We start from the raw sequence: 14,013 nt of genomic DNA, 5'->3' as shown, positions 1-14,013 counted from the left end.
CCCGCGCCCCACCAGCGCAGGGACCAGCACCGACCAGACAGGAGGACGCCATGACCACGTACGACGTCCCCCGTCACCCGGCCACCGCCTCCGTCGCGGCAGTCGGCGCCCGCGGCCACGAGACCAGCGGCACCGCCGCCGGCGCCCGCCTCGGTTGGCTCCGCATCGTCGTCGGCATCCTGTCGCGCACGGTGCTCGGCACCCTGGTCGGCCTGCTGCTCTGGGCCGCCGTCCCCGCCGTGATCGGCTGGACGCCCACCACCGTCATGACCGGCTCGATGGAGCCGCGCATCCACCCCGGCGACGTCGTCGTCGCCCGCCCGGTCGCGGAGTCGTCGATCCACCGAGGCCAGGTGCTGCTGTTCCAGGACCCCGACCGCGCCGACCACCTCCGCCTGCACCGCTACGACGACAACGGCCAGGGCACGCAGATCGTCACCAAGGGCGACGCGAACCAGGCCGCGGACTCGACCCCGATCGACCGCAGCGCCGTCGTCGGCGTCGGCTACCTCCGCGTGCCGTACATCGGCACCCCCTTCGTCTGGGCCGCCGGCCACCAGTGGGGCCACCTGCTCGTCACGGGCAGCGCCCTGATGCTGCTCGTGCTCGGCGCGCAGGCCGACCGCTCGCTGCGCCGCGAGCTGAAGGGCGAGGGCCGGAGCGAAGGAGGCGCCGCCAGCGCCCCCGAGGACGCGACCGGCACCTCCTCCGCGACCGGCACCTCCGGCGCCTCGGTCTCCGGCACCTCCACCCTTCCTGTCTCCACGGGGCTCGTCCTCGCCTCCGTCGCGGCCTCGGCCGTCGCCGCCGACCCGGCCTCGCGTCGCAGCAGGCGTCTCGCCGACCGTCGTGAGCGCCGACTCCGTCGCCTGCGCGGCGCCGCCGGCACCCTCGCCGTCGTCGGCCTCGTCGGCGGGCTCGCCCTCACGCTCGTCGTCTCGGGCGGCGCCGGTGCGGCCTTCTCGTCGCAGGCCGCGAACAAGACGAGCAACTTCGCCGCGGCCTCGGCCTACGAGTGCCTGATGCCCGCGGTCACCGACTCGCCCGTCTTCTCGTACGGCTACAACGAGGCGTCAGGCACCGCCGCCCTCGACAGCAGCTCGACCGGCCGCGCGGGCACCCTCTCGGCCGGCGTCACCCGCGTCTCCGGCGCCTGCGGCTCGAGCCCCTACGTGACGCTGAACGGCACCTCCGGCGCCGTCACCACGAACGCCCCCGCCGTCACGGCGCCCACCGCCTTCACGGTCGAGTCGTGGATCAACCTGCCCGCGAACAGCGCCGGCGGCAAGATCATCGGCTTCGGCAACCAGGCCACCGGCGCCTCGGGCCAGTACGACCGCCAGCTCTGGGTCTCGGGCACCGGCGTGATCACCTTCGGCACCTACAACGGCGGCACCAAGACGGTCAGCACCACCAAGACCTACCGCGACGGAGCCTGGCACCACGTCGCCGGCACCGTCACCTCGGCGGGCGTGCTCACGCTCTACGTCGACGGCGTGGTCGTCGGCACGCCCGTGCAGAACGCGCTCGGCGAGCCGAACACCGGCTACTGGCGCGTCGGGTACGACAACCTCGCCGGCTGGCCGAACATCCCCGCGAGCTCCGCGAACTACTTCTTCGGCGGCAGCCTCGACGACACGGCCGCGTACAACACGGCCCTCCCGGCCGCGACGATCGCGCAGCACGTCAAGAACGGCCGCTGAGCCGCCTCCTCCTTCTCGGCCTCCCCGCCTCCCGGCCCCCGGCCCGGCCGGTGAACCGGCAGGAAGTGTCCTCCCCGGCCTCGGGGACGACACTCTGCGCCGTCTCGTCGCCTCCACGCAGGTCGAGAGGCCCCGAATCGACCTCGGAGGGGTGCCGGAGGTCGATTCGCGGCCTCTCGCCGAGGCCCGGGGGCCGGGGCCGAGGAGGCGCGGCGCGACCCCGGCCCGCCGGGCTGCGACACTGGGCGAATGCCCCTGCTGATCAACGACGTCTACGTCGACGGACGAGTCGCCGCGAGCCCCGACACGCTCGACGAGACCTACGCGGCGCTCGCCGAGACGCACGGCACCGCCTGGGTGGTGCTGAGCGAGCCCGACGAGGCCGAGCTCGCCTCCTTGGCCGCCCGCTTCGACCTGCACGAGCTCGCCGTCGAGGACGCGGGCCACGGCCACCAGCGCGCCAAGCTCGAGCGCTACGGCACGACCCTGTTCGTCGTCGTGCGGCCGGCGGTCTACCTCGACGCCGAGGAGCGGGTCGAGTTCGGCGAGATCCACTTCTTCGTCGGGCCGGACTTCCTGATCGGCATCAACCACGTCTCGGACATCGACTCGCGCTACCTCGCGCGCAGCGTGTCGAGGCTGCGCGCCAAGCCCGACCTGCTGCGGGTGGGCCCGCAGGCGATCCTCTGGGCGGTGCTCGACGCGATCGTCGACGCGTACGCACCGGTCGTCGAGGGGCTCGAGAACGACATCGACGAGATCGAGCAGCAGCTGTTCGCCGGCGAGGCCGGGGTCTCGCGCCGCATCTACGAGCTGTTCGGCGAGGTCGCGGACTTCCAGAAGGCCACCCGCCCGCTCGTCGGCATGCTCGACGGGCTTCTGCGCGGAGGCGAGAAGTACCAGGTCGGCACCGAGCTCGAGCGCCGTCTGCGCGACGTGCAGGACCACGTCATCCGCGTCGTCGACCGTGCCGACACGTTCCGCGCGGTGCTGCAGAACGCGCTGTCGCTGAACGCCACGCTCGTCGCCCAGGTGCAGAACGACGTCACCAAGCGCATCTCGGCCTGGGCCGCCATCCTCTTCGCCCCGACGCTGATCGGTGCGATCTACGGCATGAACTTCGACGTGATGCCCGAGCTGCACTGGGAGTACGGCTACCCGTTCGCCCTCGCGCTCATGGTGGGCATCGGCGGCGGGCTCTGGGGCGCCTTCAAGCTCAAGCGCTGGCTGTAGGAGGCGCGCCCCTCAGGCAGGCGGCTGCGCCCAGCAGGCGATGCGCCCGCACCACACCCCTGAACGTGCACTGCACCCCCGAATTCGAGGGTGTGGTGCACGTTCGGGGGTGCGGCGCCGACGGGCACACGCGTGGAACGTGAGGGCAGCCCGCAGGAGGCGGGGGTCAGGCGCGCAGGACGCGCACCTCCCAGGGCGCGAGCGTCAGCGACCCGGGGCCGTGCGGCACGTTGCCGACGAGCACCTCGGGGATCGACCGGCGCCGCAGCACCGGGTCGAGCCCGGGGTCGAGGTCGTACGGCTCGCCCGACCAGTTCGCGAGCACGAGCAGGCGCTCGTCGCCGAGCGTGCGCGTGAACGCGTAGAGCCGCTCGTCGTCGGGCGCGAGCATCGCGAAGTCGCCGAGCTGCACCACCGGCAGCTCGTGCCGCAGCGCGATCAGCCGCCGGTAGAACTCGAAGACGCTCCGGTCGCCGGAGGCGCGGTCGGCCTCGACGTTCAGCTCCGCGCTGTTCGGGTTCACCCCGATCCACGGGGTCCCCGTCGTGAAGCCCGCGGAGGCGCCCGCCGACCACTGCACCGGCGTGCGGGCGTTGTCGCGGCTGCGGAAGCGGAGCGCCTCGAGGACGCCGGCCTCCGATGCCCCGGCGGCCAGCGCCTCCTCGTGCCAGTTCAACGACTCGATGTCGCGGTACTGGTCGATCGAGGTGAAGCCGGCGTTCGTCATGCCGATCTCGTCGCCCTGGTAGACGTACGGGGTGCCGCGGTGGAGGTGCAGCACGGCGGCCAGCATCGTCGCCGACTCGTACCGGTGGGCACCGTCGTCGCCGAAGCGCGAGACGCTGCGGGGCTGGTCGTGGTTGCCGAGGTAGAGGCTGTTCCAGCCGCGCTCGGCGAGGCCCTCCTGCCAGCGGCCGAGCGACCGCTTGAGGTCGGTCAGCGCGAGCGGCACGTTGTCGAACTTCGACTCGGGGCCGCGGTCGAGGTCGACGTGCTCGAACTGGAACACCATGTCGAGCTCGCTGCGCGCCTGGTCGGTGAACAGCGCGGCGTCGTCGACCGTGACGCCGGGCATCTCGCCGACCGTGATGAGCTGGCGGTCGCCGCGGTGCGCGAAGACCTCGCGGTGCATCTCCTGCAGGTGGTCGTGGATCGCCGGGTCCATCTCGAAGCTGGCCGAGCCGGGCTCGAGCGACGCGGGGGTCTTGGCGATGAAGTTGATGACGTCCATCCGGAAGCCGTCGACGCCGCGGTCGAGCCAGCGGTTCATCATCGCGTAGACCGCCGCGCGCATGTCCGCGCTCTGCCAGTTCAGGTCGGGCTGCTTCGTGGCGAACATGTGCAGGTACCACTCGCCGGTCGCCTCGTCGAGCTGCCAGGCGGGGCCGCTGAAGGCGCTGCGCCACTCGGTCGGCAGCGACCCGTCGTCCGACTGTGGACGCCAGACGTACCAGTCGCGCTTGGGGCTGTCGACCGACGACCGCGACTCGGTGAACCAGGCGTGCTCGTCGCTCGTGTGGTTGACGACGAGGTCCATCACGAGCTTCATGCCGAGGCCGTGCACCTCGGCCAGCAGCTCGTCGAACTCGTCGAGCGTGCCGAACAGCGGGTCGATGTCGTCGTAGTCGCTGATGTCGTAGCCGGCGTCGGCCTGCGGCGAGCGGTAGATCGGCGACAGCCAGATCACGTCGACGCCGAGGTCGTGCAGGTGCCCGAGCTTGCTGCGGATGCCCGCCAGGTCGCCCACGCCGTCGCCGTTCCCGTCGGCGAAGCTGCGGGGCCAGATCTGGTAGACGGTGGCGGACGTCCACCAGGGTGCGTCGGTGTGCGGCACCGCTCCTCCTTCTGTCGTGCTGGTCATGTCTCGAGTGTGGTCCTGCGTGCGCGCGTCGGTCACTTCGTCGACCCCCGCATCACGCCGCTCACGACCCACTTCTGCGCCACGATGTAGACGACCAGCAGGGGTGCCAGGGCCATCAGGTACGAGGCGAAGGCCACGGTGTAGTTCGTGTTGAACTGGCCCTGGAAGATGAACTGCGCCAGGGGCAGCGTGCGCGCCGACGGGTCGGACAGGATCACGAGCGGCAGCAGGAAGTCGTTCCACGCCCAGACGCAGGTGAGGATGCCGACCGTGGCGTTCATCGGCGCCAGCAGCGGGAACACGACCTTCCAGAAGACGCCCCAGGTGCTGGCGCCGTCCATGCGCGCTGCCTCCTCGAGCTCGATCGGGATCGAGTTGATGTAGGCGGTGAAGATGAAGATGTTGAACGACAGCCCGTAGACGGTATAGAGCAGCACGAGGCCGACTGGGGTGTCGAGGCCGAGCAGCGCGGTCTCCTTCACCACCGGCAGCATGATGATCGGGAACGGCACGAAGATCGCGGCCAGGAAGTAGAAGTACAGCCCGCGGAAGAACTTCTTGTGCATGTTGCGCGCGATGGCGTAGGCGACCAGCGAGTTGGTGAAGAGCGTCAGCACGACGGCTCCCACGGTGATGAGCGCCGTGTTGAGCAGCGCCTGCGGGAAGTTCGTCAGCTGGTACGCGTCGACGAAGTTCTGCCAGCGGATCTCGGTCGGCAGCTCGAAGCCGGTGCCGCCCAGCTGGTCGGGCGTCTTGAGCGACGTCACGATCGTGAAGTACAGGGGGAGGAGCACCGTCAGCGAGCAGACGGCGATCAGCGCGGTGAGCCACCAGTTGGTGCCTCCCGTGCCGCCGTCGAGGCGACGCCGGCGACGCGACCTCGGGGGCGTGCCGACCGACCCCGTGCCGACGCCGTCGGAGCTGCCGGGGTCGACGGGGCTGGTGGTGGTCTGGAGGGCCTCAGCGCCCTGGATCGTCGAGCTCATCAGAACGACGCCTCTCTGCGCTGGAGGAAGCGCAACTGGATGAACGACACGAGGATGATGACGAAGAGGTACAGCACGGCGTTGGCCATCTGGTAGCCGTACTCGCCGCCCTGGAACCCGCCGCGGAAGATGACGAGCGCGATCGACTCGGTCGACGTGCCGGGGCCGCCGTTCGTCAGGGCGACGATCTGGTCGAACACCTGCAGGAACGACTTGAACGACAGCACCATGTTGATGGTGAAGTAGGCGCCGATCAGCGGGAACGTGATCGACCGGAACTGCCGCCACGACGACGCGCCGTCGATGCCGGCCGCCTCGTACAGCTCGGCGGGGATGGTCTGCAGCCCTGCCAGGTAGAGGATCACGTTGAACGCGCAGGCCTGCCACACCGTCGTGATGACGATGCCGACCCAGGCCCACTGCGGGTCGGCCAGGATGTTGGCGCCCGGCAGCCCCATCGACTGCAGGATCGTCGGGAACGAGTTCGCGAACAGGTAGTTGAAGACGTAGCCGATGATGAGGATCGCCAGCACGTAGGGGATGAAGAAGATCCCGCGGAACGCCGTGCGGAACTTGATGCGCGAGTTCAGGCCGAGCGCGATGGCGAGCGAGATCACGTTGACGGCGATCGTCGACACGATGGCGAAGCCGAACGTGAACAGGTACGACGCGATGACGCGGTCGTCGCGGAACAGGTTGAGGTAGTTCGACAGCCCGACGAAGCTCCACGTGCCGTAGCCCGCGTAGTTGGTGAGGCTGAAGAACATGCCCGTGACGACGGGGATCGTGTGCAGGCCGAAGAAGATGACGACGGCCGGCACGACCATCCAGTAGAAGGCGCGGGGCGTCTTGCCCTGGCCGGCGCGGCGCGTCGGCTGTCGCTTCGAGGAGGCGCGGGACGACCCCTCGGGGCCGGCGTCGGTCGTCGGCCGCGGTGCGGTGGCGGTCATCACTTGCCTTCTCTCTGCGTGGTGGTGCGGGCGGCGACCTTGCTCCACTCGTCGTCGAGGTCGGTGAGGAACTCGTCCACGTCGCCGGTGATGACCAGGGTCTGCAGCATGTTGACCAGCGGGATCGACGCCGGCACCTGGTGGTCGATGAAGCCGATGATCCGGCCGCTCGTGAAGTACGGCTCGAGCCCCGCGAGGGCAGGGTCGGTGTTGGGCTCGGCGTCGTTGAGAGGCGAGAAGGTGGACTGCGACTCCGAGTAGGCCTGCACCACCTCGGGCGACATGAGGTAGTCGACGAAGCGCTGCGCCTCCTCCTTGTGGGGGCTGTCACGGCCGATGGACAGGCCGACGTCGACGCCGGAGACCGCGATGCGGTCGTCCGCGTCCTCGGTCACGGGATAGGGGAAGGTGCCGATGGAGGCGTCGGGCGCGTTGGCGCGGATCGCCGGGATCGCGTACGAGCCCTGCAGGTACATCGCCGACTCGCCGTTCGCGAAGGCGAGGTTGCCGGCGTTGTAGTCGCGGCTGGCGAAGTCGTCCTGGCAGTAGGAGAAGAGCTGCACCTCCTTCTCCATGGCGGGGCCGAAGTCCTTGCTGAACGACACGGCGCCGCCCTGCACGTCGGAGCCCTCGGCCCGCAGGTCGTCGAAGAACCCGTCGGGCATCAGCGCGCCGCCGAGGTTGACGAAGGCGGGGCCGGCCGTCCACGCGTCCTTCATCGTGCAGTAGAACGGCGCGATGCCGGCCTGCTCGAAGGTGTCGGCGGCGGCGATCAGCTCGGTCCACGTGGTGGGGACCTCGACGCCCTGGGCCGCGAAGATGTCGGGGTTGTAGATGATGCCCGAGGCGTTGTTGGCGAAGGGGAGGGCGTTGACCTCCTGCCCGTTGCCCTGGTCGCAGCTGCCCAGATCTTGCACGATCTCCTGCACGGCGGGGTTGACCGTCTCGGCGGAGGGCTCGTCGCTGAGGTCGGCGAAGACGCAGGCCCGCGCCAGCTCGGCGAAGTTGCCGCTGACGTTGAGCGTCAGCACGTCGGGCACCTTGTTCTTGACGAGCAGGGTGCGGATCGCCGTGTCGGGGTCGGGCACCGCGTTCTGCACCACGCGGATGTCGGGGTTCTCGGCCTCGAAGTCGGTGATGATGTCGGCGAAGTCCTGCACCGCCTCCGGCTTGAACTGGAAGAAGTCGAGCGTCGTGACGCCGTCGGCGTCGGAGCCGCTGCCGGGCGCGCAGCCGGTGAGGCCGGCGAGGACGACGGCCGTGCCGAGGGCGGCTGCGGCCAGGCGGCCGCGGTGCCTGCCGTGGCTCGGACCAGGCCTGTTCCGGTCAGTGAAGGGGGATCGGGGACTCACTGTGCGCCTCCTTGCGCTGGGGGTGCGGCCGGGGCCGCGGGGGGTCGTGCTGTGCGCCCTCCTCAGAATTCAGGAGGTGCGGGTCGGGGATTCCTGATCGGTGCACGGATCAGGACGATCGGTCTCCCCCTCGCGAGGATCAGGCGGGATGTTCCTGAATGAGGAGAGGGAGGGGCGGGGGCTAGAGGGCGGTGGCCACGAGCAGGACGAGCTGCTCGGGGAAGAGGACCGGGGCCTGCACGCCGCCGAGGCGGAGGGCGCGGCCCGTGAGGACGACCCCGTCGAGGGCCCAGGCGAGCGGGGACTGGCCGGGGCCTCCGACGGTGGCGGTCGGCGCTGCGAGGGCGACGCGGTACTCGCGGTCGTCGTCGAGGCCGGGCAGCGTGACGGGGCCTGCCGGGTAGCTGGCGCTCGTCGCGACCTGCGTGAACGTGTAGAGCGCGCGGCTGCGGTCGGCGGCGACGACTCCGCGCAGGTCCATGCCGGGGTCGGGCAGGTCGGCGTGGACGACGGCTCCGGTGTGGAGGAGCGACCGGTTCGCCTTGTGCACCGCGATCCAGGCGGCGAGCTCGTCGAGGGTGGCGTCGTCGACGTCGGGCGAGCTGATGTCCCACTCGACGCCGAAGTGGCCGGGCAGGGCGACCCCCGCACGGAACGACAGGTCGTGGCGACGCCCGGTCGAGTGCGAGCGGGGCCCGCTGACGTGCGCTCCCATCAGCTCGTGGGGCACGAGCAGGCCGGTGTGCTTCTGGTTGACGAGGCGTTCCATCGGGTCGATGCAGTCGCTCGTCCAGATGCGGTCGGTGTGGTCGAGGATCCCCAGGTCGACCCGGGCCCCGCCGGAGGCGCAGCTCTCGATCTCGACGCCGGGGTGACGGCTGCGCAGCTCGTCGAGCAGGCGGTAGAGCGCGACGACGTTCTCGTGGACCGCCGGTCGTGCCGGGGCGCCGGCGCCCGCCTCCAGCAGGTCGCGGTTGTGGTCCCACTTCAGGTAGGCGATGTCGTGGTCGGTGAGCAGCGCGTCGAGCTTGTCGAGGATGTACGCGAACGCGTCGGAGTTCGACAGGTCGAGCACCTGCTGCTGGCGGGCGATCGGCGGCAGGCGCCCCTCGCCGGGTCCGAGGATCCACTCGGGGTGCGCCCGCGCGAGCTCGCTGTCGGGGCTGACCATCTCGGGCTCGACCCAGATGCCGAACTGCATGCCGAGGTCGGTGACGTGGTCGATGATCGGCGCGAGCCCGTCGGGCCAGACCGTCTCGTCGACCCACCAGTCGCCGAGCGCGGTGGTGTCGTCGCGGCGGCCGTGGAACCAGCCGTCGTCGAGCACGAAGCGCTCGATCCCGACGCGGGCGCCGGCGTCGGCGAGGGCGCTGAGGCGGCCGAGGTCGTGGTCGAAGTAGACGGCCTCCCACGTGTTGAGGGTCACGGGACGCGGCGTCGCCGGGTGGATCGGGCGGGCGCGCAGGAGGCGGTGGAACCGTGCCGAGAGCTCGGTGAGCCCGTCTCCCCACGAGCCGAGCGCCTCCGGCGTCTCGTAGCTCTCGCCCGGCCCGAGCCGGATCTCGCCCGGGGCCAGCAGCTCGGCGACGCGGGTGTGGGTGGCGCCGGTGACGAGGCGCTCGACGCTGACGCGGTGGTTGCCGCTCCAGGCGAGGTGGGCGGCGTGGACGAGGCCGCGCTCGAAGCCGAAGCCGGGCGTGCCGGTCGCGACGAGCAGGGTGGCGTCGGCTCCGGGACGGCCGCGGCGGCTCTCGCGGTCGTAGCGGCCGATCGTGAGGTCGTGCCGCTGGGGCGTGCGCTCGCGGAGGTGGCGACCGGTGGTGTCGAGCACCTCGCCGGCGGTGTGCGGCAGGGGGAAGCTCGCCGCGAGCTCGCCGAGCTCGTAGGTGGCGGCGGTGTCGAGTGCGGCGGCGGCGGAGGCGTCGAGGCTGTGGCCTTCAAGGTCGTGGGCGTCATCGCCGGTCGAGCCGGCGGCGGTGTTGGTGAGGCGGAGGCGCTGGTGCAGCAGGCCGTAGGGGTCGAGACGCAGGGTGATGGTGATGCGGAGCTCGGCGGCGGAGTCGTCGGCCGTGATGGTCACGACGGTGCCGGAGGTGCCCGTGACGCCGGTGGCGCCGGTGTGGCTTTCGCTGGCTAGGGTGACACCGGTCTCGGTGGTGTCGTGCGCCTCCTTCGGTCTGTCGTCGTTCTCGGCGACGTCGAGGGCGGTGACGGCGAAGACGGGAGAGAAGGAGGCGCCGGCGCGGCTGCCGAGGAGGCCGGGGGTGCCCTGCCAGCCGTCGGACTCGAGGGGGAGGAGCGTGAGGCGGGCGGGCTCGTCGATGGCGCCGGAGGTGCGCTGGGCGCGGGAGGCGAGGACGACTCCGGCGAGGGCGCCGGCGCGGAGCTCGCCGAGGTCGGGGCCCCAGTGGACGATGCCGGGGAGGCCGGGGCCGGAGGTGTCGAGGACGACGCTCGTGCCTCCCTGGCGGAGGTGGAGCTCGGTCGTGCGGACTTCGGTGCGACGCTGCATGGGTTAGTTCTACGACGGAACTAATAGGCCTGTCAAGTGATCCCGGAAAGCCGAACAGCGCCTCCTTTTCGTTCGGCCTGGAAGATATGCTCGGTCGCATGACGACGACGGAGCCGGTGCTGGGCGAGTCCGGGCGCGAGCTGGTGCGCGAGGTGCTGATCCACGGGCCGATCGCGCGGGCGGAGCTCGGGCGCCGGCTGGGCCTGTCGCCGGCGAGCCTCACGCGGCTGAGCAAGCCGTTCCTCGACCGCGGCCTCTTCGTCGAGGGAGCCGTCGAGCTCGCCGGAGCCGTCGGCCGCCCCGCCAAGCCGCTCGACGTGCGCGTCGACCTGCAGCGCTTCGTCGGCATCAAGCTGACCGGCGACCAGGCGCTCGGGGTGCTGACCGACCTGCGGGCCAAGGCGCTGGGCGAGCACGTCGCCGACCTCGCCGGGCACTCGCCCGAGGAGGTGGTGGAGGCGCTGGCCGCGGTGGTGGAGGCGCTCGCCGGGTCGGGTGGTGACGTCGCGGACATCGCGGGTGTCGGGGTGAGCATCGGCGGCAAGGTGACCGGGCAGCAGGTGGTGCTGCGCGCGCCGTTCCTCGAGTGGCGTGAGGTGGACCTCGGCGGGATGCTGTCGCGGCGGCTCGGGCTGCCGGTCGTCGTCGAGAACGACGTGGTCGCGCTGACGGAGGCCGAGCGCTGGTTCGGTCTCGGGCGCGGGATCGACGACTTCGCGGTGGTGACGACCGGGGCCGGAGTCGGCTACGGGCTGGTGATCCACGGGCGGCAGGTCATCACGCCCGACACGGGTCTCGGCCTCGGAGGGCACTTCCCCCTCGATCCCACCGGTCCGATCTGTGCCGACGGGCACCGCGGCTGCTCGACGGCGATGCTCTCGACGACGAGCATGTGCGCCTCGGCGGCCGTCGGCCTCGGCCGGCTCGTCAGCTACGAGGAGCTGCTGGCGCTCGCAGCCTCAGGCAACGCGGTCGCGGTGCAGGTCGTCGGCACGGCCGGACGGTCGCTCGGGCGCATGATCGCCGCGGTCGCGAACCTCACGATGGTCGGGACGGTCGTGCTCTCGGGCGAGGGCATCGGCCTGGTCGACGTCCCCGTCGCGGCGTCGGAGCTGCGTGCCGGCATCGCCGCCGACCGAGACCCCGACGCGTCGGAGGTGCGGGTCCTCACCGGGGACGCCGACTTCGGCGCGTGGGCGCGTGGTGCGGCGGCGGTGGCTGTGCAGGCGCGGATCGGTGCCCTTGGAGCGTAGGTAAGCCGTTTCGCAGTAGCAGGTTCCCGTTCTGGCCGCGTCTTTCTAACTAAGCGTCTCGCCTGACTGCGTCCCAGGCCTTGGGCACCGTCTGCTAGCCCGACTGAAAGGACTGCCACGCTAGATCGTGTGTGGCACCTTTTCGCTTCCACAGGATCCGTCGGCTGTGCCTGTATGACTTCGTCTAGTCCGTCGAGAGGACGGCGGAACTGGCGGTGAGTAGGCGGGCCAGATGTTCCTGCGTTCGACTATTGGCTTGGGCACCGGTGGACAGGGCTTCCTGTAGCCAGCCCGGCCCCTTTCTCGCCGTGACCTCAGGGGCAAGGCGCTCCAACTCACCGACTCGCACGAGTACGATTCCTATCGTCTCTAGGTAAGTAAGGAACTTAAGGAGGGCAGCTCGTGCTTCGCCCTTGAACGCATCCACACCATAGGCCTTCACTTCCGCCCAAGGAGATTCGCGACTTCGGGCCTGCGCGAGCAATTCCTCGCGAATGGTTGCAGTAAAGGGCTCTTTTCGCCTGTCACTAAACAAGGCTGCAATCGCATCTAGGACGTGCCCGGTGCTTACGGCGTCTCGCGGGGCTCGTTGAGCCGCGGTCGCTTGCCTCCAAGTACCCCTTTCCATGTCACCCCACTGACCCCCCATGGCCACTATGAGGCGGCCAATTGCTGCTTCGTCGTTCAGCATGTCAAGGTCGGGACTCGCGACGACCGGAACGGCTATAGCTCGAAGAGTTCGCGCGACCTTCCACATGGCGTCTTTTCCACCCGTCGGGATGAAGAGCATTTCGTTTCGCGGTAGGTGGTCTGCCTTTTCTTGAAGGTGATCTAGGGCCGCATTTAGGTATGCGCAATCTCCTTCCGCCTCTCCCAACACGACGACTCTGTGAAACAGCCCGTCAAGAACGTTGGTGTACTTCAAGACCGGATCGTGCCAGAGGTCTTTCAGCTGATCGGAATTTAATTGGTGAGCTCGCGTTGGTCCATTGGTTCTGCTGACTCGCACTACAGATACCTCAACGCCGGAGTCGAGAAGCCCTGTTAGCAAACTGCGATCATGCGTTGCGACAAAGATCTGCACACCTCGCTCAACGGCAAGTGCGCCAAGTTCGGCACCAAGCGCGTGAGCCTGCGGTGGGTGCAGAAAGGCCTCGGGCTCGTCAAGGACGATGACCGGGTATGTAGCTGCGATGACAGGCATAACTTGGCCAAAGAACCCGCGCATACCGTCACCTTGATCGTCAAGGGGCCGAAGTCCAGTCATGGCTGCCCGGTAGTCAGCAGGTATGTTGTCGATCGTGGGCGCGGCAGCGTCAATTTTACCAACGCGTAGGCGAATTGTCCGGCCCAGTGTGTCAAGGGTCAGGGGTTCCCCAAACACTGATTGTGAGGTGGCGCTAAGTCGATCACGTAATTCACGAGAATCCTGGAGGGTGTGGATGGGATGCACCGCCGGATCGTCACCCGACTCCCGCATGTCGGCGGAACCGCCGATAGAGAATCTACCGGCAGCATTGCCATAAAACGTAAAGACACTGTTGAGTTGGCCCAACCCGCTTTCTTGCTGCTGCCATAGGTACGAAATGGTTGCGGGGTCGTGGATGGTGCCAGCGCGTGCGAAGCCCATGTTCGTACCATCGACGGTGAACGGTGCAGTTTGCCCTATCCATTGGAGCATGTCACCAGTGGTCCCGCTGGTGTTAAGTTGGACAGACTCTACGGACTTCATAGGTGGACGTGCTTGACCAGGGTACTGCTGCATCCACTCGTGCACCTCTCGCAATATCGTGGATTTACCTGCGTTGTTCGAACCCACCAGCACCGTGACACCAGACGATTGGGGCCGGATGACGTCACCGCTCTTCAGGACGATATCTCCGACGCTGAAGTGGAACGCACTGGGGTCTCCGATAGTCCACTCGGGATTACGGGATGCGTAGAGAGAGGCAAAAGTTTCCATGTCGACACGCTGCACATTGCTGAGCATTGCAGAATAAGGCGCCCTTTGCGACAAGCTCGTCGGATTTGGCCTGTTCTGGGCATGCAATTCGTACCCGCCGCCGATATACGCTGCTGCGAGCAGATTCGGGCGAGTGCATTCCCGAGGCGAGGAACCGTGGGAGAACGTCAAGCAAGTCTGAGATGTCGATAGCAGCTGTC

General features: G+C 69.2%; 9 protein-coding genes. 3 read left to right on the top strand and 6 right to left on the bottom strand.

The window, feature by feature from the left end:
* The first annotated feature begins 50 nt into the window (after positions 1–50).
* Positions 51–1,703 (top strand): signal peptidase I, encoded by a 1,653-nt coding sequence (locus ITJ48_RS08690; protein ID WP_194613203.1) that lies wholly within the window; start codon positions 51–53, stop codon positions 1,701–1,703.
* A gap of 249 nt (positions 1,704–1,952) precedes the next feature.
* Positions 1,953–2,936 carry a magnesium and cobalt transport protein CorA gene (locus ITJ48_RS08685; protein WP_123548786.1) on the top strand — a complete coding sequence of 328 codons (984 nt, stop codon included), beginning with the start codon at positions 1,953–1,955 and terminating at the stop codon, positions 2,934–2,936.
* Positions 2,937–3,102: 166 nt separating this feature from the next.
* Here the strand turns inward: ITJ48_RS08685 and ITJ48_RS08680 are convergent, their stop codons facing one another.
* The 5 genes from ITJ48_RS08680 to ITJ48_RS08660 form a co-directional block, all read right to left on the bottom strand.
* Positions 3,103–4,797 carry an alpha-glucosidase gene (locus ITJ48_RS08680; RefSeq protein WP_194613202.1) on the bottom strand — a complete coding sequence of 565 codons (1,695 nt, stop codon included), beginning with the start codon at positions 4,795–4,797 and terminating at the stop codon, positions 3,103–3,105.
* Positions 4,798–4,829: 32 nt separating this feature from the next.
* Entirely contained in the window at positions 4,830–5,783 is a 954-nt protein-coding gene (locus tag ITJ48_RS08675) for a carbohydrate ABC transporter permease (protein ID WP_194613201.1), read from the bottom strand.
* Positions 5,783–6,733, bottom strand: a complete 951-nt coding sequence (locus ITJ48_RS08670) for a carbohydrate ABC transporter permease (protein WP_194613200.1) — start codon at positions 6,731–6,733, stop codon at positions 5,783–5,785. Before ITJ48_RS08670 ends, ITJ48_RS08675 begins: the two co-directional genes overlap by 1 nt.
* Entirely contained in the window at positions 6,733–8,085 is a 1,353-nt protein-coding gene (locus ITJ48_RS08665) for an extracellular solute-binding protein (protein WP_194613199.1), read from the bottom strand. The genes ITJ48_RS08670 and ITJ48_RS08665 overlap by 1 nt, the downstream gene beginning before the upstream one ends.
* 181 nt (positions 8,086–8,266) lie before the next feature.
* On the bottom strand, positions 8,267–10,597 hold the full coding sequence (locus ITJ48_RS08660; protein ID WP_194613198.1) for an alpha-galactosidase: 2,331 nt from the start codon (positions 10,595–10,597) through the stop codon (positions 8,267–8,269).
* Positions 10,598–10,695: 98 nt separating this feature from the next.
* On the opposite strand from ITJ48_RS08660, the gene ITJ48_RS08655 reads away from it, so the two are divergent.
* A complete protein-coding gene (locus ITJ48_RS08655; RefSeq protein ID WP_194613197.1) occupies positions 10,696–11,850 on the top strand; it encodes an ROK family transcriptional regulator in 1,155 nt (384 codons plus the stop codon).
* Positions 11,851–12,034: 184 nt separating this feature from the next.
* On the opposite strand, the gene ITJ48_RS08650 is transcribed toward ITJ48_RS08655, so the two are convergent.
* Positions 12,035–13,813 (bottom strand): ATP-dependent endonuclease, encoded by a 1,779-nt coding sequence (locus ITJ48_RS08650; protein WP_194613196.1) that lies wholly within the window; start codon positions 13,811–13,813, stop codon positions 12,035–12,037.
* Positions 13,814–14,013: the final 200 nt, after the last annotated feature.

Origin of the sequence: Frigoribacterium sp. VKM Ac-2530 (assembly GCF_015350835.1) — a bacterium.
Classification (GTDB): Bacteria; Actinomycetota; Actinomycetes; order Actinomycetales; family Microbacteriaceae; genus Frigoribacterium.
The sequence above is the reverse complement of the archived record's forward strand: the minus strand, read 5'-3'. Positions and strand labels throughout refer to the sequence as shown.